Here is a 22286-nt window from a genome sequence, read left to right on the forward strand (position 1 = left end):
GTGACCATATTCTTCTCCTTGTTAAAAAGTGTAAGCACTTTCTAATTGTTCTTTTATTTTGTTAGTTAATTCGATATTTTTATCAAATAATATAGTTGAGATTATTAAATAAAATAATAATTGTTTATCTTTTTCATCTTTAATTGATTTATTAAATAGTTTCATTGACCAAATATTTTCAAAAATAGTAAATGAACCAACACTAAGGTTTGCTTTAGGTCAATTTAGATTAAGAAACTTTTTATAATTTACTTTTAAATTATTATCAAAATTATCTAATTCAATAAATTCTATTTCGTTAATTTTTTGAATATTTTTGTTCATTGATTTGCATGTTCTAAATTCTAAAAAACCCAAAAATAAAATGTTAAAAATCATAAACAATCCAAAAAATAATACAAAAAATGATTCTTTTCAACCTGCTACATTAGGTATTATTAACATTAATTCTTTACTAGTATTAAGACCAATAGCACCAATTGTTATTCCTATAGAACCAAGTATCAAAGTAACAATAAATAAATACATATAGTGTTTTTTTAACATAATTTTTTAAATAGAAATTTTTAAGAATTTGATAACCATCTTTAAAACTTTTATCTATGTTGTTAAATTTTTGATCGCTATTAATAAAGTTGTTTAATACTTTAAGTAAATGATCAAATCTATTAAAACTTCATACATATAAAGCAAAAATTAATGTTCAAATAAGAAATATACCAAAATACACATATACCATTCAAGTCTTAATCATATTTATCCTTTTTAGTTTAATTAAATATCTTTATTTAAATTTTAATTTAATTTATTATTAAATGAAAAAAATAATTATAAGTGCTTAATTGCAACAATTATATACTTTTTGATTTAATAAATATAAAAAATCAAGGGTTAAACCCTTGATTTTGTTTGTACTTTTTGGTATTTTTTAGTTATATTATTTAAAATATGATCAATTTGATTTTTATCTGATTCAGTAGAAACATAACTTGTATTTAGATAGATATCTTTGGTTAAATATCCAAGTTTTCTTTTAGCAATAATTGCTAAAATCAATGAACTAAATGCACCAAACATAGATATTCATGCTATTGCATATGACATTTTGTCCATTAGTATTGTTTTATCAATAAATACATCAGCATTAGATGCTTTAATTGTAATAATGATTTTTGGTTCAGTTGGTTGAACTGAAATTAAAATAAATGTAAAAGCAAATGCTAAAGTTGATAATAAATACATTGTTTTAAAGAATTTATCACCATTATATTTGTTTTTTCATAATAAAACTTGTGCAACAGTGATTAATATTAATAATAATGCTTGAGTAGCAATGATTAATGAACTAAACACTGTAAAAACATCTTTTAATTGAAAACTTGGAGAATTTTTATAGATAAAATACTCAATTTGTTTTGGTGTTAATTGATTTTTTATATCTTTAGAAATTTTGTTCTCTTTTAATCAATCAAGCTCTTGAGTAATTCTTTGGTAAAACTCAACAATTAAAATTGATATTAAAATTATTGAAAGAATTGATAAAAGAGTAATAGCTAATAATATTAATTTTCTTTGTTTATAATTTTGTGAAAATTTAAATTTGGTGGTTTGATTTTCTTTTGTCATTAGTTAACTCTATTTGTAGTTTCTTTATCAAAAATGTGAATTCTATCTTGTTCAAATGAAATAAAGACATTTGTGTATAACTCATATTCAACATTATTTGAAGCATTAATTATAAACTCAATATCTTCAGCTATTTTAACTGCTATTAATTGATCTTTACCAATTAACTCAATGTTTGTAATTTTTCCACTAATAGATCCTTGAACTTCTTTATTGTGAATTTTAATATCTTCACTTCTAAATCCAACTACTAATTCTTGATTACTTGATAATTTAGATTTAACATCAGCATCTACAGGTAATTGAATTACTTTTCCTTCAGTTTGGATTAATCCATCAATGTATTTTGCATCAAAGGTATTCATTGTTGGTGAACCAATGAATTTAGCAACAAAGATGTTTGCGGGTTTGAAATAAAGTTCTCTACCTGTACCACTTTGTTGAATGCTTCCGTCGTTAAATACAACAATTTGATTACCCATTGTCATAGCTTCTAATTGGTCGTGAGTAACATAAATACTTGTAGTATTAAGCATACGGTGAATATTAACAATTTCTCTACGCATGCTTTCTCTAAGTTTAGCATCTAAGTTTGATAAAGGTTCATCCATTAAGAAAACAAGAGGTTTTCTAGCAATAGCTCTACCAATAGCAACCCTTTGACGTTGTCCTCCTGAAAGGTCTCTTGGTTTTCTATATAGATACTCATCGATTCTTAAGATTTTAGCAACATCTTTAACTCTACGGTCAATAATATCTTTACGCTCTTTAGCAATTCTTAGACCAAATGAAATATTATTATAAACGTTCATATGTGGGTATAAAGCATATGATTGGAAAACCATAGCGATATCACGTTCATTAGGTAAAAGGTTGTTATATCTTTTATCATTAAATAATAAATCACCTTTAGTAATAGAGTTTAAACCAGCAATCATTCTTAATAAGGTGGTTTTTCCACAACCTGAAGGTCCAAGGAAAATACAGAATGTTCCAGGTTTAATTTCTAAATTAATATCTTTAAGAGTATATTTTTCATTTCCTTCATATTTTTTAGAAATATTAACTAATTTAATGTGAGCACCTTGATTATTTTTATAATTTTCTCCAACCTCTTGAATCATTTTATCAATGTCAATTAATTCAAAACCATTGTCTAATTCAACTGGTTCAAAAACTATATCTTCTTTTTTATTCTTTTTAAAAAACATATTATCCTTTCACCGCTCCATCACTCAATCCACCAACAATGTATCTTTGAAGGTACATAAATAGACCAAAAGCTGGTAATGAAGCTAATAATGAACCAGCTGTATAAGCTCCTGCTTGAACGTGTTTTGGTTCAGTATCAATAAATTTATTTAAACCAACTGCTAAGGTTCTTTGTTCATCACTAATAAGAACGAATTTAGGTAAAATAACATCAGTAAATGGAATTAAGAAACTTCATAAAGCAACCATAATTAACGCAGGACGAATAACTGGAATTAAAATTTTAAAGAATAATCCTCAGTTAGTACATCCATCAATTTTTGCTGAATCATCCAATTCAGTTGAAATAGTATCTAAATAACTTTTAATCATAAAGGTATTTCCTGCAATTGCTCCACCTGAATAAATAATAACAAGCATAGAAACTGGTGTAATACCAACAGATCCACCCATTTGTACTAAGATATATAGCACAATTAATGATGATGTTGCAGGTATCATTTGTAACATCATAATAATGGTTAGCGAGTGTTTTGATCCTGCGAATTTAAATCTTGAATAAGCATAAGCGTTTAACGCAACAACTACAGTTGAAACAATCGCTGTAATTCCTGCAATATATAAAGTATTACCATATCAAGTTAAATAGTAACTTGTAGGATTGGTAAATAAATAAGTAAAGTTGCTAAAACCAAATTCAAAAGGTAATAAGGTAACAACCCTTGGGTTATTAACGTTAAATGAAGCAACAATTAATGAAGCAATTGGGAAAATAATTACTATAGCTCAAACAATTAAAATAATGTAATTGAAAAACAATCAAATAATTTCTAATAATGAAGGTGGTTTAGTATCAGATTCGTTGAATTTTATTCTTTTAGGCTCGAGTTTATGTGGTTTTATTGCTTTTTTGTCAAATGCAAACTTATAAAAACTTTTTCTACTTGAAAACATTCTTAATCCTTTCTAGACATAGATTTAATAAATCCACGTGCTGCTAATCCAATACTGAATAATGATGCAATAGTTGTTAATGCAGCTGAGAACGCTAAGTTACCAACGATTTGTACACCACCAGTTGTTAGTTTATAAACTCAAGAAATAATAATATCTGTAGCACCTTCGTTAAATGGTGTTGTGTAAGGGAAAGCAGGTCCTCCACCTGTAAAGATAGAAATTGTAGTAAAGTTGTTAAATGCTCCTACAAATTGTCCAATAAGCATAGGTGCTATCCCTAATAATAATGATGGTAAGGTTAAATAAGCAAATAAGTGTTTTCCTTTAGCACCATCAACAGATCCAGCTTCATAAATATCTTTAGGTATAGATTGTAAATTACCAGTAACTAACATAAAGATTCAAGCATAAGCAATTCATGTTTGAACAATAATTACTAAGATTCTAGCTGTAGTAATTTCATTTAATCAAGCTCTTCCTGGTATTCCTAAAATATTTTTAAGCAAGAAGTTAACAATCCCAACATCTCCTGCTACAAACATGTTTTTAATAAAACTTAATGTAACAAAGGCAGGAATTGCTCAAGGTAAAATAAAGATTAATCTAAAGATTTTCTTCCCTTTAAGTCTATTGTTGTTAGTTAAAACAGCAATAATAATACCTAAACAAATTGGAAGAATGGTTGAAGCAATAGTTCAAATAATTGTTCAGCTAAAAACATTAGCAATTGATCCAATTAAATTAAGATCTCTAAATTGTCATCATTTACCTCATTGTTCTAATCCAACTCAGTCAACAGTTTGAGTAGAACCATTGTGTAAGTATCCTAAGTTAGTAAATGAAATTAAGATAGAAGTAACTACAGGTGCAGCTACAATGAATATCATTAAGAATCATCCTACTAAGGAAATCATTCAAGGGAATCCTGAAGTATTTAGTCATCTTTTAGTATGACTTCATCTACTTGGTCTAGTTCCCTGTTGAAGGAATTTAGCTACCCTATAACTACCAATAGCTGAGACTAAGAAATAAATTAATAAAAGGGTCATGAAGATAATTGATACCACACCACCAAATAAGTAGTATCTAGCATCAATAAATACCCCATTAACTGCATCAAACTTATCATGTCCTAAAGTAAATAAACCTTGAATACCATCAATTTTATTTCAGTAAGCTCCAAAAGAAAACGGAACTACTAAACTTCAGCATAAAAGTGATACAAATAACATGATTGAACCTTTAAGGTATTGTTTAAATCAAATAACCTCAGGTAATCCAGGAAGTATTAAGCTTAATAATGGAGCATATCATTTTAGATGTTTAACACATTCTACAGGAATGGTTTTTTGTGCTTCATTAATTTTACTTTCATAGATTTTTTTGTTAATTTTGTTTTCAGCTCTTTTTCTTAAAAAGTGAGATCTTAAAATATCTTTATTTTTTAAGAAACTTGATTGTAGTTTAATTTCATATTTAGATTCTTTCAATTTAATTTTTAATTCAATTTTTTTGTTTTTAAATGCTTGTTTTGAAATTTCTTTATTTTTAATTCTGTTTTTTGCTTCTTTTAAATCTTCTTTATATTGCTTATCAATAAGAGCAAATTGTTCTTTATTTTCTTGTTTTTCTTTAATTAAAACATTATCTAATTTTAAGGTTTCTAACTCATATAAAGCAATTACTTTTTCTTTTAGAAATTTGATTCTAGTTTTGTAATCATCTACAAAACGATCTTTTAAAGCTTTTGAATATTCTTCTTTAAATAAATATTCATAGCTATATCCTTTATAAGTATTTGCTAATAATTCTTGATATTGTGATTTTAATAAGGTTAATCCACCTTTTTTAGAACTTTTAATATTTGAACTACTTAAATAGTTTTTAACTGCGATTTTTAATAAAAGATTCTTTCTTTGATCATCAACAGTTAAATTTGCAAAATATTGTTTTTGAGCTTGAATTTCTTTTATTAGTTGTTCTTCATTTAATTTTTTATAATCAAACACAACTTTTTGGTGTGGTATATTATGATTTTCTAAAAATCTTGATAAATCCTTAAACACTCTTAAAGTGAATATTAAATTTTGTTTTTTAATATTTTGTTTGTAAACTAATTTTAATTTAGTTTGTTGAGCTTTAGCATGGTTTTTAATTGCTTGAATTTTGTCTTTATTTGCTTGATCTGCTGCAATAATTTCTTGCTTATGAGCATTAATTTTTGTTAAAGCTTCTTGCTTGTATTCATAAGATTTAATTCTAGCTGCTTCAATTTTTTGATTAAACTCAAACTCAAGTTCATTAATTCTTTTATTTGCGTTTAAAATGATGTTTTTACGTTCTTTTTCATAAAGTTCATATTGAAGTTGTTCAGTTTTTTGATATTTTTCAAGCAATTCATTTCTTTTATTTAATAAATGAATTCTTTGTTTTTCTAATTTATCAAAAAAGTCTTTTAAATATTGACTAGGATTATCTAATTGACTTAAAATTTCTTTTTCAATTGGTAATAAATCTTTATTTATTTTGTTAAGATCAAAATCTCTATCATTAAATTTATTAATATAAATTAAAATAGTGCTTAAAATACAATATTTATGAAATGTAATATTTTCTGATAAAGATGTACTTTTATAAATCTTTTGAAGATTATTGACTTTGTCTTGATAATCATCAGCTGATTTTTCTAATGAATAAATATAATCTTTTATGTATTGTTTAGTGTTTTGCTTATCTTTTTTAAGTTTTGATAATTCATATTTAATAATTTTTTTATCACTATCAACAAAATCAAGTTTTTTAATCGAATCTTTAAAAACTTTGATTTTATTTTTATAAGCAACTAAATGGCTAGCAAGTTCTCTTTTTAAGTTATCCTGGATTTTAGTTCTAGCACGTAGGTATAAGTCTTTTTCAATTGATATATTAATTTTTAAATTGTCTTTTAAACGTGTAAAAACATTATCAACTTGATGTTTATAACTTTTTAAATTACTGCTAGATTCTGGTAAAACAGGATCAAAGGATTCACCATATCAGTTATACAGTTTTAATTTATCCATATACTACCTCCTTCTTTTTGCTACATGTATTTTATACCATTCATAATGGTGCATTTTACGTTGATTTATAAATTTAATAAACATATAAATCAAGAATAACACAATTAAAATGCTATTTATCGTTATACCAATACCAATCTTGTATTGGATAGGTTGTAATTCATAACTTGTTATAGAAACATAAGGTATTGCTGCAATAGCTATAAATATACTAATTCAGAATATGAAAAATAGATATCCTGCTTTTAATTTGTTTCTTAATAAAGATATATAAAGTAAGAAAAAAAAGATAGTTAAGCTGTTTCCTATATAAGAAAGTATAGTACCCATATAAACGAACTTTACAAAACTATCTTTATTTTTTTCATTAATTATTTGATTTGTGCTTTTTAAATGATTTTCAAGACCAGTATTTGTAATACCGATCAAGAATAGCGAAAGCATTCAAATTAATAAGAGCAAAGTAATGCAAGATATCAAAGAAAGTAAAACATAAAATTCATTTTTCTGAATATTTGTTTTAAATTTTTGATAATACATTGTTAGTTTGTTTTTATTATTTACCTTTACTTTGATTGTATTTTTCCTCAGTCAAGTGTTACACCAACATCACTTTTATTAACTTTTTCTACTAATGTTTTAAATTGTGTATTCAATTTTTCTTCAATAGCTTTTTTAAATTCTTGTTCGTTATTTGCTTGGATGTCTTTTAAGAACTCAAGGTTACCCATTGTTTGTTCGTTTCAAGCACCTCACACATCACCATATTGTGGGTTGTAGTTATTGATGATTCCTTCTTGGGTTTTGAATACACCTAATCCATTATCTTCAAGAGATTTTTCGCTAGTTAAAACATCGAATAATTTGTTAATTGCGAAAGTTCTGTCATATTCATTATATCTATCAATTACCTGAACTTTAGTATATTTAGTTGCTTCACCTTTTGCATTTAACATTGGAGAACCATCTAAAAGTTCTTGTCCTTTAGCTCTAATTTTAGCATCGTTTAAGTAATCGTTAAGGTATAAAGTAATAGCTTTTTTAAGATTTTCTTGATATGTTGTGTATTCTGGAGTGTTTTCTTTAGGGAATGATTTTAATACACCTTGTGCAAATTCTTTAGCATCTTTAACAGATTTTTCGATTAAAGCACTAATTTGTTGATTAGCATCGTCTGATCTTACGATATTTGTTAATCTATTTAAGAAAGCTTCTTTGGTGTTATCACCATCAACTCCAAATATTAGTTTTTCAACCAATCTCATGTGGAAACCTTCTTTTTTATCGCCAGAATTAATAATTGATCTATATTTAAGTAGACCTGGATTTTCAGGGTCTTTCATTAGATAAACTGGTTCATTAGTTTTAGCATCTACTCTAAGAAGGTTGTTGTTGATTAATCAATGTCTTTCAGGACTAAGTTCAATGTTAGACATTGTTGTATTAAAGATTGTTGCAAGAGCATTTTTCAATGGTAATCCATCACCAAATGATTCGTTTAATTTAGTTGTATCTTCTTGAGAAAGAATACCTTCTATAGGTTGTTGGTTTCATTTATCATGAGAAATAATATATGATGGATCTAATGGGTTTTGTGGGTCAGTTGCTTTATAACCATCTTTACCTCAAGTAGATTGTTGGTTTACATATTTGGTTAAAACATCATAAGGTTGAATTGATTTTTTGTATTCTGTTAAGAATGAATTAACATCAGCAACTTCTTTATCAGAACCCTCATCTTTTTTCACTCAACCTAATTCTTTAATAAAATTTCTAAATTCTTCACGAATAGCTTGTGCTGCCACATTTTGTTTTGCTTCAACAGCTTCTTGAGCAGCTTTAACAAATGGAACTTTAGCATCTGATTTGAAGTATTCAAAGTATGCATCGTTACTAAATACACATTTTAAAAATTCTTTAAAAGCTTGTTTTCTGTCAGGAACAGCTTGAATATTTCTAACGTTAATTAAATAACTTCAGAATCCTGGAGCTTGTAAGTAAGGATCATTTGCTCTTAATTCAGGAACAATAAAGAATGATTTAGCATTAGCTGTTTTTTGAACGTTTAAAATATCTCATGATCCAACAAGTGAATAATTGATTTTTCCATCTTTCATTAAAGATCATACAGAGTTATTAACAGCATTACCATCACTACTTAATGAAGATTTTAGGTCAGATTTAGTAATTCCTTTTTGTCCTCAAACACTTCCTGCAAATTCAGCGTCACTCATTTTATAAACAGCGTTTCAAATTGGGTACATTAACTTAAGTAATGGTGTAAGTGAATTCATAAATTCTGAGTGATTTGAATCACCTTTTAATCATCCACTTGAGATTCCGTTTTCAGATTTATATAAAACTTTTTTAATTAATTCTGGTTTGATTCCAGCAAATGAACCATTTCCAAATCATCAGTTTTGAACGTTGATTAATGCTTTTCCTTCTTCTACTAATTTTTCTAATGTAGCATTTTTTAAGTCATTTCTTGTTTCTGTTGTATCTAAATTACTTGCTAATACAATACCTTCAGTGTTATGTCTAATTGACATGAATTTTTTAACAATTGCATCATTTTGTTGACCAGGTACTTCACCAAATCTGTTTAATTCTGCTTTTTCAGCATCAGTAGCACCTGTTTCTTTCTCAATTTCAGGTAAAAGTGTTGGGTCCCATTTTGATATATCTAAAACCGCATTACCAGCAACTAAATCAGTAACTCTATCATGTGGTGCGTAAAAATATCAGGAACTTGGTTAGGATCAGTAACCCCAACAGTGCTAGCACCAAAGTTTAATGCATCAAATACACCTTTGTTAACTCTTTTAATTCTGTAACCTTTTTTATAAGATTCTGTTTGTTTAAAAAGTTCTTCAGCTTTGTCATACATTTTTTGTTGAGCACCATCAACAGCAATTAAAATTTCCTTGCTAGTAGAAAATGGATTTGCTTTTGCACATGATACTGATAATCCTGCTACAGCTAAGGTTGTACCAACAGTTAATAAACTAGTTAAAATTTTTTTATTTTTCTTCATAATGTTTTTTCCTTAATTTGAATGAAAATTATTTATATAAAGGAGGATTAAATTATTCAAAAGCGATTTCATTTTTAACATAAGCTACTATTGCAAATAAAATAGTTAGCGGTGATAAAAAAAGTACAAAACTTAAAACACTAGCAACAATGCCAATTCATTTATTAAATTCCGTTTTACTCAAAATGTAATAAATATGCATATTAAACAAAATATTTACTATATATAAAATAAATATTGATGTTGCTAAAAACTTAAATCATCAATCTTGCTTGAGTAATTTTAAAAAATTAAACCCAAAACTAAATTCACTATTCCAATTTTGATTTAGCATGTATATCATTGTAATAGTAGCTATTAGTACCAATACATTATTAAACATTAAGTATAAGTACTCCATAATTTTAGGCATATACTTTCTTTCTAGGGGCCTTTTTCCTAAAAAGAGTCATCTAAGTTTTGTTCTAAAAGGAACTTTTTTTAATTTAATCTTTCTCATCTCCTATTTATAATTATAAAATTAATTCCATTTATTTGTTTTTTATATTTCTTAAACTTATATTATTAAATTGCTAATCTACTTGTATAGACAAGATTAAGATTTCACAATTTTGTATGCCCCAATTCTACAATTACGATTTTTAGGATCACTAGTTCCTAAAATTATTGTTCCTTGAGCATTTGTTTCTGAAGTTTTTAAATTAATTGCTAAAAATTCTTTTTCAATTTTATATCCTGGTTTAATATGTAAATTAGCTTTTTCTCTATTACCTCATGAATATACAATTAATATAAAACTTCCATCTTCATTTCTACGTAAAGTAGTTTCATCATATCTAATATCATCTTTAGCATTTTTACCAAAATCAACCACTTCATTTGGGTTAGCTATATACTTGGTTTCTTGCGATCTAACTGAAGGGAATTCTTGTCTTAAAGCAATAATTTTTCTTGTCATATTATATGCTGAATCAGGATCTTTAATCATATCTTCAACATATCCCATACCCTTAGAAGTATAAGTGTCAATTAGATCATTGGAATTTCTTCTATCGTGGAATTTAACTTTCTTATTGTTGTCTTTTCAATAAAAAGCTTCTCTAACATACTTATCACCTTTATCTTTATCTCCACCTTGCATCAATAATTCATTACCTTGATATAAAGTAGGATATCCACCTCTAGATAATAATGAAGCAATAGCGTATTCATAAGCACCAACTTGATCTGCATTAAGTTTAAATGGTTTTTCAGTGATAATTTCTTTTGAGAAATATTGTTTAAAGTTGCTAATTCATCTAGGTACATCGTGGTTATCTAAAAATGGCATTCATTTTGATTCATTATTATTTAAAATATTTTTTAAATAAGTTTCTTCACCATCATTAATACTTACATTTCAATTTAATTTTCAATGTTGACCATCAATTAATGAACCTAAAGCTTTTTCTGGTTTTTCCAAAAAGTCATCAAAGTAAAACGATTTAGATCGATCATCAATAGGACTACTTCATCATTCACCGAACATTATAGTATCATTTGAAGCATTAGTTATACCTGATTCTTGACGTTTTTTAAGTGCTAAGTTAGCTACTTTTCTTCATCTTTTGAACAATTTTACTGTTCTTCAACCAAATTCATCAATGCTATGATATGGTGAAGTATCACTGTAGCTTGATGGGAAAAAGTGTTCAAAAGCATCATATCTAAAACCATCAACACCTTTAGTTACTCAAAACTTATGAACTGCATCAATTTGTTTAAGTAAAGATTCATTTTCAAGATTTAAATCTGGCATACCTGATCAAAATCAAGCAGCATAAGTTTGATTAGTATCAGGTACATATTTTCTATTATCAATATTATAATAACCTGATCTGATTCCTTTATCTACTCCTGTACGTATAGGTGTTGAAACTGGAGCACCAAAATTTGAAGTAACTTTACTTGGTAAAGGACCAAAGAAATAATAATCACGATATCCTTCACTCTTTAGTGCTTTTTGGAATCATGGATGTTCATAAGAAGTGTGGTTAAATGGTACATCTAAAACTACTCTAATTCCTGCTTTATGAGCAGCAATTAAAAAATCATCAAACGCTTGCATTCCTCCAAGTTCTGGAGCTACATCTAAATAATCAATAACATCATATCCATGATAAGAACTTGCGGGAAATATTGGTGATAAATATAAAATATCAATACCTAAATTAGTAAAATAATCTAAATTATTTTTCAATCCAATAAAATCACCAATACCATCATTATTCCCATCAGCAAAGGTATATACCAATAATTGATACATTACATTAGATTTTTTAGCCTTTAAATTAAATGGAGCAATTGCTTTAACATGTTCTGCATCAGGAATATAGTCTAAATGATTTATATTTCTTTGTCTAACACTTGCAACAAAAGATTGATCTCCAAATACACCTTCATAATTTAATGGTTTTTTGTTAACACAAGCTACAATTGGTAAAACTGCAACTGAAGTTGATATGGTTAAAATTGTTGATATTAATTTTTTAAATTTATTTTTTATCATTATGCTCCTTTATTATCTACTTTAAAAACAGCTAAATAATGATTTAAAGAGTTTGAAATAGTATTGTTTTTAATATTCAAGTTTTTATTAATAAAAACTTGAGCAATATTTAAGTTATCTTTTAAAACTAAGTTCTTAGTTTCTTTAAATAAATTAGCATCTTCATAACCATAAACAAAAACTATAAAACTACCATCATCATTTTTTCTAACAGTAATATTTTGATACGCTAAAGAAGGTGCATCCTTAAATACTTCATCCACTTGAGCAATATTTTTAATTGCTTGATCTTTAATTGAAGGATAAGTAGCTCTTAATTTATTTATTTTAGCTACTAAGTTATAACTAGAATTAGGATCTTGCATCATTTGTTCAATAGTAGGTTCAGCTACTGAAGCACGCTTAGATATTAAATCTTGACTTTTACGTTCTTTAAAATAAACTATTTTATTTTCATCACCTCAGTTAAATGATTCTCTAATGTTATAATCACCATTTCCTTCGCCAGATCTTGGTCCTCCTTGCATTAAGATTTCATTACCATCATATAAAGTAGGTAATCCTCCTCTAGATAATAATGAAGTCATTGCATATTCATAAGCACCAATTTCTGAAGGTTTTAAAGTAGTTGGTTTATTAGTTACAGCATCTTTTTGACCTTTACGACTAAAGTTTCATTTAACTTCATTGATAAAGCGTTCAATATCATGATTGTCTAAAAATGGCATTCATTTTGCTGAACCAATTGAATTTAGAAGGTTCATTTCATCATTAGGAGAAATATAAACTGAATTATATTTACCTTTAAAATACTGGCCATCAATAACTGTATCTAATGCATTATGTAAGAAATTACCAAAAAATGGTTTAGCTTGTACAACACTAGATCATCACTCACCAAACATAAAGAAATTGCTAGAAGATCTTTGATCTGGATGATTGTTTTCTATTGCTTTATTAGCAACTTTTTTTCAATCACTAATAATGTCTACTGTTTTATCTTCTTTGTCTTGTTCATCAAAAACTATAATATTAGATTTTCTTCGATCAAAAAAGTGCTCAAAAGCATCATATCTAAAACCATCTACCCCTTTAGTAGCTCAATATTTATGAACATATTCAATTTCTTTTTTAACATCTTTATTAGTTAAATTCAATTCAGGCATTCCTTCTCAGAAAAATGAATCTCAATATAAATTTGAAATTGGAATATTTTCCTTAAAGTTAAAAAATAGTTTTCTTACTTCCAAACTATCTTTTCTTTCTAAATTTTTATGACTTGGTTTTTTATGAATGGTGTAATATTTTTGATATTTTTCATCTCCTGCTAGAGCTTTTTGGAATCATGGATGCTCATAGGAAGTGTGGTTAAATGGTACGTCTAAAATTACTCTAATACCATTTTGATGAGCAGCAATTAAAAATTCATCAAATGCTTGCATTCCTCCAAGTTCAGGAGCTACATCAACATAATCCACAACATCATATCCATGATAAGAACTTGCAGGAAATATTGGTGAAAGATATAACGTATCAATACCAAGTTTGACAAAATAATCTAAATTATTTTTTAAACCAATAAAATCACCAATACCATCATTATTTCCATCAGCAAATGAATAAACAGTTAATTGATACATTACATGAGATTGAGCTTTTTCTTTATTAAATGGAGCAATAAATTGAACTTGATCTGCTTGTTTTTGATATGAAAGATCGTTTAAATTAACTTTTTGTAAAAAACTATCATCTCCTCATTCTTTAAATTGCTTATTTTTTGGTTCCACTACTGATAAAGCTTTATTTAAATTAGGATTTGTTTGATCAATACAACTAGCAACTAATGCTACAGATGTCATTGAACCTAAAACTAAGGATGATAATAATATTTTTTTAAGTTTATAAAAATTACTGAAAAGTTTTTTCATATTTTCCTGTGTTTCCAAGTTTTGACCAATTTTTTAGCACTTTTCCACACTTACTATACTACGTATAGTAAAAAAATTATTTTTTCCACATAATTACATTGTAATTATGGTATAATTAGGAGTATGAAAAAAGAAAAGTGAATTATTGTTAGAAGTAAAAGAAAAGACACATACTACATCACAGCAGCTATCTCAAATGGTCATGCTAGAGGTTATAAGAGAAGTATTGGTTTGGGGAATTTAGAAAAATTAGAAAAATCTACAAAAGACCCAATTAATCTCTTAAAAGAAGCTTGTGTTAGTTGAGATCCTGAATGACCTAAAGACAAAATTTTGCAAGAAGTAAATAAAGTTCTTAAAAATTCAGTTGTTGAATCAAAAGTTGTTAATTATGGTCATCAAGTTTTATTTAACACAATTGATGACTTGGATATTTTTGAGAAAACTAAAGAAACAAGATCAAAAGAATTAATAAAAATATTGAAATTTATAATTTCAACACGTATCTTAAAACAACAAAGTCTTATTAAAACTTTTGAAAGTATCCCAGATTATGAAATAGAATTTGATTCAAAAAAGACAACATTCTACAACTCTTTAGATTATCTTTCAGACAATAAAACAACTATTTTAAAAAACATCAATAATTCGTTAATTTCTAAAAACCTAAGATCTGTTGATGTAATGTGATTTGATTCATCAACTGTATATTTTGAGACTTTTACAAGTTTAGGATTTAAACATCCAGGATATTCAAAAGATGGAAAATTCAAAGAAGATCAAATTGTAGTAGGTTTAATCACTGATGAAAATGGTATTCCAATCCATTACAAATTATTTAAAGGTAATACAGCTGATCCAAATACTTTCATTCCATTTATCAATGAAATCAAGAAAATTTACAATGTTAGAATGGTTACAATAATTGCTGATAGAGGAATGAGTACTAATAAAAACATTAGATTTCTAGAACAAAATAATATAGATTTTATAATCTCTTACAGATTAAAAATCGCTACTAAAAGAACTAAATTATTCGCTCAAGATCCTGAAGGATATGTTGATTTAGATAATTTTAAATTCAAAGAAGAAACTTATGAATCACTATGACAGAAAAAACGTCCAAATGGAAGAACTAGACGTAGAATAATAACTTATAGTGAAAAACGTGCTAAAAAAGATAAACAAGATAGACAAATTCTTATTGATAATTTCAATAAAAAAGCTAAAAATGGTATTGTTGCTCAAGCTGATTTGCTTGCTGGTAAAAAATACAAATTCTTTAAAGAAATTGAAAATGGTAAAACAACTTCATATAAGTTAGATTATGAAAAAATCGAAAGAGATAAAAAGTTTGATGGTTTATATGCTTATGAAACATCGAGACACGATCTCACGGTTCAAGATGTTGTTGATTTATATGCAAAACAATGACAAGTTGAAGAAAACTTCAGAACATTAAAAAACGCTTTAAGAATCAGACCTGTGTATGTGCGAAGTGACAAACACATTGAAGGATATTTTCTTTTATGCTTTATATCATTGGTTCTTATGAGATATTTACTAACTTTAGTAAATAAAAACTTAGAACCTGTATTAGGTGTTAAAAACGAAAGATTTACTAACACAAGATTAATAAAAGCAATTTTAAGTGCTAATAAATATGTTGAAGTGATAAATTCAAAAATTATCACTGAAAAATTAATAGAAAATAAAGATAATATGCAATATTTAAATGATTTTGCTATTATCAAAAAGATATTAGAAACTCAAAAACCTTAAATTACAATGTAAATTTTTGAAAAAGTTAAAAAAAGAGCAATAAAATGCTCTTTTTATCGTTTTTTGTTAAAACTTGGAAACTCAGGATGTTTCTTTAAACAACTTTATTTTATATAACTTCCATCAAATAATTCAAATGTTAAAAATTAATTCTATTAATAAACTAGTTGATAAAATTAATACAAATGTAAATATAAGTTGAAATGGTATTATTTAGTTTAAAGCTTACTGTCTTGTTTTAAGTTCTAACAAGCGTTTGAATGCGTTTTAAAGCAATGAAAAGGTATTAATGGTAATTAACTCCAACTCTTTATTTAATATTGCTAATTTAGTTGTTTTTCTACATAGGGACAAATTGTCCCCGGGAAGAATTAGTACATTTCTACAATGGTGTTGAAAAACTTAAAATTAACTCGATTAACAAATTAGTTAATGGAATTAATACAAATATTGTAGAAACTTGAAGTGGGATTATATAAAACCATTTTATTAAATAAGATGGTTTTATATTTTTGTCAAAAAGTTTTTTAGTTTATAGCTATAATTGAAATATGGATAAAAATGATAATAATATAAAAGAATATTTTATTTATTCTGATGAGTCTGGTGTTTTATCAAAAACAAAGGATATTTTTATTACATCATTTGTGATTTTTAAAAACAGAGAATATAAATCAAAAGCTAAAGCTCTTTTTGAGAAGAAAGAGAAAAAGATTAAAAAAATAAAGAAAATGTCAAATGAAGAAGAGTTAAAGGGTTTCAAATTACCTATAAGTCTTAAAAAAGACCTTTTTAGAACATTTAAAGATGCTGATATGTTTTGTGCTGAAATTGATATAAAAAGGGTTAATGATGATGTTATGTCTTCAAAAGCTAATAGAAGACGTTATATAAATTGAACAATATGTATAGCGTTAAAAAGATATTTTGCATTAGAAATTAAAGAAGGTAATTTAACTAAAAATGACAAAATTAAAATATATCTAAATTTAGATAATGTAAGTACTAAAACTAGTGGCCATTATACTTTATATGAAAGCATTATAAGAGAATTATTTTTACCTGTTTGACCAAATAATTATAAAAAACCTATTCCAGCTTTATTTAACAATATAGGAGAAATACAACTTAAATATTTAAATTCGTGTCATTCTACCTTTATAAGAATGGCAGATATTTTAGCAAATATTGTATTTGTTCATAAAAAGAATGAAATTGAAAATAAATTAGAAATGAAAAAATTTTTATTTCCTTTTTAAAAAACTCTTGACTCTTTAAAATTTCGATATATAATATATATGTAATTAAGTTTACGTGAACAAAGGGAGAAGTCAGTCGATCTTAAGCGTATAGTAAGTACGTGGCTCTCATGAATGGGTACCATTGCATATGCAATGGTATTTTTATTTCCTTTTAAAAAAAATAACACACCCAAATATATATACTTTAGGGTGCGTTATTTATTATTTATCATTAACATTAATAAAATATAACCTGAACTTAGCTTGCTCATCATTAATTAATTCACTAGTTTTCTCTAAAATTCCTAATTCAACTATAGGATCTAATACATAATTTGTTTTTTGAGTAATAGCAGCAAAATTCTCTTGCTTAATTCTAAAGAAGTTATCAAAATCTATATAATATGTTTCATTTTCATTTAAATTTAAAGTAAATTGATTAATTAAGTTTTTATTACTTTTAATTACATTAACAAAAATAAAATCATCTTCTATTTGAACGATAGGTAAAACTAATTCATATTGTTTTTCATAAGGTGTTTTTAATCTTTTATTTACCTTTTGATCAAACTGATATAAATATAATGATAAATCTGTTGAAGTGTTTGGGTTCATATTTACTCCTAAATATTTTTTTTAAATAATTATGAAAACATTTCCATAATTTGTTATAATAATATTGTACCTTAAATGGTATATAATTAAAGAAACTTTTAAAATAATAATTTTCCCTAGTGGGTTTATCAACAAAAGGTTGTGTTGAATTCTTGTAGGTTTAAATCAACCCTTATTTTTTCATTAGTAAAACTAATGAAGCATAATCTTCTATTAAGGCCATTACTATCAGTAGTTTTTAATATGTTGTTTGAAGCTATTAGCATTTTAGTAATTGGTCTAATAACTTTAACTCTTTTGTACTTAATCTTTACATTTTTCCTATTTCTGTAATTCTTTTAACTAAAGTTTTTATACTCCTTTCCTGTAGTACATTAATTTCTTTGATTGTCATAAATAAATTTTTTTATTATAGTATTTTATTAAGTTTTGTTCATAAAACTTTCTTCTTGCGTTTCTTTAATTATTTAACCACCATTATGGTGGTTTTTTGATACTCTTTTTTTGTTTATTACTGATTAATGTCAAACTAAGAATGATATATCTTTTTAAATATCTTGCTTTAATTTTTATATTTTAAAGCAAGATATTTAAAAAAACATAATAATAAAAGTTGAATAAAAAAGTCCAAAACTTAATTTGGACTTTTATTTCTTTCTTCATAAGAACTTTCTTAATACAAAATACAAAATCATAATAATAGGTAAAAACACAATAAATACTAAGCTTAATATGTATGCTATAAAATAATAGCGATTAATAGTTTTCTTGCTTTCTAATCATATTGATTGAATATTAATTGCATCATTTTTAAATACTACAAAGATATTATTTAAACGATAATTAGCAAAGATAATATAAATAATAGTAAAGACTAATAAAACAGATAAGCTAGTTAAATTAATAATGCTAAAGGTATTTACATCACCAAAAGCATTAGCTAATTTACTTGCTCAATCAATTTTTCAGTAAAAATCTCTATCTAAAGAACCTAAAACTCATACTTGATTTCTTAAACCAAAGACAATTAAGCTAAATAGACCATAAAAAGTAATAATAAAGACATTAATTCAAATTAAATGTAAAATAGTTTTATTTAATTTTAAATAGTCTCTAAAGAAATAGCTTGTTTTAGATTCTAATATTGAATTATCTTCTTTATATTTAGATAATATCTTATATAGCTTTTTAAATCTTATATAAGTTAATAAAGACTTTAAAAAGGTAGCTAATAAGACAATATTTAAAATTGATAAAAAGATAGCAATTGAACTAGAAAAGTCATAATTTAAGACCTTAGAGAAAAATAATCCAATAAATATAGAATTAGTTATAAAGCAAATTAAGTTTAAAATTCAAATTAATAAGTTATATTTAAGTTCAAATTTAACTGTAGAAAATAACCATTCTTTATCAGAAGCATCATAAATAATTTTTAAGTTTGATAAATTAGTATTTACTTGTTCAGTATTTTGATTAATTATAGGACTAATGGTATTAGTATTTGAAGTAGTATTAATTATAGGTGGAGAGTTTTTAGCTTTAAATATTTTGTTAATTAATTGCATAATATTATAATTCATCCTTTTTAAGTTTTGTTTTGAAGAATAGTTTTTGTTCAATAGGGTTGTAATACATTCTTATTAAATGTTTATTACCTTGATAAGGAATAAACATACATTCTCCTGCTTGAGCTTGAAGAATATACCTTTTTTCGTGATCTAAGAGTTTTAAACCACTACCCATTAAGTTTTGGAAAATTTCAACATCTTCAGATTCAATTTTGTAAATAAAGAAGTACTGAGATTGTTCTAGTAATTGCTTAGTCATATTCTTTAAACTCTCATTAAGTTCAAAGTCTTTGAAACTTTGAGTACCAAAGATTAATAATCCCCAGAACTTTCTTAAAGTTTTAATTAAGTCAAAGAAGAATTGAACTAAGAAAATACCACTTGCTCCACCTAAGAATTTATGAATCTCATCAACTACAATAACAATATGTCTTCAATCTTGTTGATTTTCCATTCCATAAGTATGTTTGTTGTATTCAAAGTTCATTGAAACTTGTTTTTTAATTTCATTTGAAAGAATAAACATAATAATTTTTGTTTGCTCAGGAGATTTATTTTGGATTTCTTTTAAGTTATATGAAATTAAATTACCATTGAAGTTAAAGTTTTGTTCTGTATTGAAGCTACGATATTTACCTGTAATTTTATTAAAGTTTTCATCTAAGAATTTTAATGCTTTAACTAATTGTTCTTCTGTATATAAGTCTTTGTTATATTCTAAAGATAAGTCATTAGCATTTAATTCATCTAAGAAATTTATAACATCTTGAAGAGTAATTTGTTTTAAGTTTTCTAACTTAGCATCAGGTTCAAAAAAGCCGTGTTTTTTGAAAGTTTCTTTAATAACTTTTTCTAAAACTAAAATCTCATCATCCTTAATATTAGGATACATTACTTTAAATAACGATGATAAGAATTCAATTTTAAATTGAACTAAAGAAGTTATAGGGGTATTAACCACATTTTCAACTTTGATTCTTTGTCCATTTTCAACTTTGAAACTTTCTTGGACATAAAGCTCATTTTTAATTTCTAAAATGTTTAAATTAAAATTACTTAAATCAGCATAATCAATTACTTCTCCACCATAACGTTTAACGATTGAAGAATAGTCATCATTAGGGTCAATGATATAAATTAAATCATTTTTAACAATGTGATGATTTAAAAACTTAGAAATAGAAGTAGTTTTACCACTACCTGTTTTTCCAATAAAAAACATACTACTTGAAGGACGTTTAAAAGTCTTTTTAGTATTATCAAAGAATAAAACATCATTACTATATGCATTTTCAGCTAATATAAATGAGTTTTTATCATTGAAGTAGCTAATTATCATAGGTCAAGTTTTTGCAAGGTTCATACTTGAAAAAGTATGATTGTATTTTGATAAAGCTTGGTCAAATAATAATATTTTTAAAGCTTGAAGTTGTTGATATTCTAAAAAGTGAGTTGTAATACGATGATTTTTATTACGCTTATTAATTTCTTGTTTGATTTTGTTTAACTCTTTAGGTTCATCAAAATATCTTATTTCTAAGAAATTAACTTGAAAGAATGCTGTTTTTTCATAAGCATATTCATCAGCGATTAAGTCAATAGCACTATCTTCTAAAGATTCTTGCTTGTTTTTAACTCAAGATTTAACATCAATTCTATTAAATTGTTGTAATTCTCTAGCACGATCAAGCATTCTTACAATTTTATCTTCAGGAAGTTTATTTAATGTTCAAATACTATTTGAATTAGTAGTGTTAAAGATATTTAAAGCAAAATCATCATTTAACTCAATAGGAAACTCTTTGAGAATGTTAAAAGTCATTAATTTATCATTGATTTTGACATATTCATTATAAATTTGAATATCTGTAGGTTTAGAAGCAACTTTATTATTTTCAATACTATAAATATCATTATTTAATAATGAATTAAAGATTGAAATAATATATTCTTTATCATTTACAATAGTAGCATTAAATGGTAAAGAAGTATTAAAACTCATTTTAATATGATTAATGTCTGTGTCTATATCATTTGATTGTCCAGATACTACTAAAAAATATCTAATATTTTTAAAAACAGTAGAAGTTTCTATGTTTTGTAAATCTTGATACACTTGATTAATATAATCATATTTAATGTTATAAATACTTTCATCATTTGCTTGAAGATTTTGATTAATCTTAGTTGCATCAGCTTTATTTTGTTCAAGTTTATTAGCTAAATTAACTTTAACAAATTTATAAGTGTATTTTCTTGGTAATTCAGCTAAAGTTTGATGAAAAGCATTAATATATAAGCTTTTTTCATCTTCTTTTAATCTTCATACATCAAAAGGATTTAATGATAAAATGTACATTTTTTGATCTTTGATCTCAATTTGACCTTTATCATTAATATTTTTTAATTTTAAAAAATCATTGTCTTTATATTTTTTAGTAGTGAATAAGAATTGAATTTTTTTATAAATTAAAACATACATTCTTTCGCTACTATTACTTGGTTTAAACAATAATGATAATAAGAATAAGAAGATGCTTCCACCAATAATTGCCTGAATATAACCTGAAAGAATATCATAAACACTAAAGCTAATAGCAAATGAAAAAAGAGCAATAACTAAAACATATACCTTATCTTTTGCAGGGAGAATTTTGTCATTAAATAAGCTTATTTTCTTATTTCATAATGAGCTAGGTTGTATCAT

At 25.5% G+C, this 22286-nt stretch carries 15 protein-coding genes; 2 read left to right on the plus strand and 13 right to left on the minus strand.

From position 1 onward, the window contains the following. Positions 1 to 21 precede the first annotated feature (21 nt). From GE118_RS00205 to GE118_RS00250, 10 genes are all read right to left on the minus strand, one after another. Positions 22 to 528, minus strand: a complete 507-nt coding sequence (locus GE118_RS00205) for a hypothetical protein (protein ID WP_158763459.1) — start codon at positions 526 to 528, stop codon at positions 22 to 24. A gap of 363 nt (positions 529 to 891) precedes the next feature. Next, complete coding sequence (locus tag GE118_RS00210; RefSeq protein ID WP_158763460.1) at positions 892 to 1626, minus strand: hypothetical protein; 735 nt, start codon at positions 1624 to 1626, stop codon at positions 892 to 894. Then, positions 1626 to 2837 carry an ABC transporter ATP-binding protein gene (locus GE118_RS00215; protein ID WP_158763461.1) on the minus strand — a complete coding sequence of 404 codons (1212 nt, stop codon included), beginning with the start codon at positions 2835 to 2837 and terminating at the stop codon, positions 1626 to 1628. The genes GE118_RS00210 and GE118_RS00215 overlap by 1 nt, the downstream gene beginning before the upstream one ends. Before the next feature lies 1 nt (position 2838). Next, a complete protein-coding gene (locus GE118_RS00220; protein WP_158763462.1) occupies positions 2839 to 3792 on the minus strand; it encodes a sugar ABC transporter permease in 954 nt (317 codons plus the stop codon). Positions 3793 to 3794: 2 nt separating this feature from the next. Beyond that, a complete protein-coding gene (locus tag GE118_RS00225) occupies positions 3795 to 6857 on the minus strand; it encodes an ABC transporter permease subunit (protein WP_158763463.1) in 3063 nt (1020 codons plus the stop codon). A gap of 566 nt (positions 6858 to 7423) precedes the next feature. Continuing rightward, entirely contained in the window at positions 7424 to 9409 is a 1986-nt protein-coding gene (locus tag GE118_RS00230) for a hypothetical protein (RefSeq protein WP_158763464.1), read from the minus strand. Between the two features lie 155 nt (positions 9410 to 9564). Continuing rightward, positions 9565 to 9894, minus strand: coding sequence for a hypothetical protein (locus GE118_RS00235; RefSeq protein WP_158763465.1), 330 nt, complete (start codon positions 9892 to 9894; stop codon positions 9565 to 9567). Positions 9895 to 9946: 52 nt separating this feature from the next. Beyond that, positions 9947 to 10393 (minus strand): hypothetical protein, encoded by a 447-nt coding sequence (locus GE118_RS00240; protein ID WP_158763466.1) that lies wholly within the window; start codon positions 10391 to 10393, stop codon positions 9947 to 9949. A 96-nt stretch (positions 10394 to 10489) separates the two neighbouring features. Continuing rightward, the gene (locus GE118_RS00245; protein ID WP_158763467.1) at positions 10490 to 12442 is read right to left on the minus strand and encodes an alpha-amylase family glycosyl hydrolase; all 1953 of its coding nucleotides are present in this window, start codon (positions 12440 to 12442) and stop codon (positions 10490 to 10492) included. Further along, positions 12442 to 14370, minus strand: a complete 1929-nt coding sequence (locus GE118_RS00250; RefSeq protein ID WP_158763468.1) for an alpha-amylase family glycosyl hydrolase — start codon at positions 14368 to 14370, stop codon at positions 12442 to 12444. Before GE118_RS00250 ends, GE118_RS00245 begins: the two co-directional genes overlap by 1 nt. 123 nt (positions 14371 to 14493) lie before the next feature. Between GE118_RS00250 and GE118_RS00255 the strand changes: the two genes are divergently transcribed. Together GE118_RS00255 and GE118_RS00260 are read left to right on the plus strand one after the other, a co-directional pair. Beyond that, on the plus strand, positions 14494 to 16152 hold the full coding sequence (locus GE118_RS00255; protein WP_158763469.1) for an IS1634 family transposase: 1659 nt from the start codon (positions 14494 to 14496) through the stop codon (positions 16150 to 16152). Positions 16153 to 16703: 551 nt separating this feature from the next. Next, on the plus strand, positions 16704 to 17411 hold the full coding sequence (locus tag GE118_RS00260; RefSeq protein WP_158763470.1) for a DUF3800 domain-containing protein: 708 nt from the start codon (positions 16704 to 16706) through the stop codon (positions 17409 to 17411). 204 nt (positions 17412 to 17615) lie between these two features. Here the strand turns inward: GE118_RS00260 and GE118_RS00265 are convergent, their stop codons facing one another. The 3 genes from GE118_RS00265 to GE118_RS00275 all read right to left on the minus strand — a co-directional run bounded on the left by GE118_RS00265 (position 17616) and on the right by GE118_RS00275 (position 22286). Next, positions 17616 to 18008: a hypothetical protein gene (locus GE118_RS00265; protein ID WP_158763471.1), complete on the minus strand. Its 393-nt coding sequence runs from the start codon at positions 18006 to 18008 to the stop codon at positions 17616 to 17618. A gap of 647 nt (positions 18009 to 18655) precedes the next feature. Then, complete coding sequence (locus tag GE118_RS00270; RefSeq protein WP_158763472.1) at positions 18656 to 19576, minus strand: MSC_0882 family membrane protein; 921 nt, start codon at positions 19574 to 19576, stop codon at positions 18656 to 18658. A 4-nt stretch (positions 19577 to 19580) separates the two neighbouring features. Then, on the minus strand, positions 19581 to 22286 hold the full coding sequence (locus tag GE118_RS00275; RefSeq protein ID WP_158763473.1) for a helicase HerA domain-containing protein: 2706 nt from the start codon (positions 22284 to 22286) through the stop codon (positions 19581 to 19583).

This window comes from Mycoplasma sp. NEAQ87857, assembly GCF_009792315.1.
GTDB lineage: Bacteria > Bacillota_I > Bacilli_A > Mycoplasmatales > Metamycoplasmataceae > Mycoplasmopsis.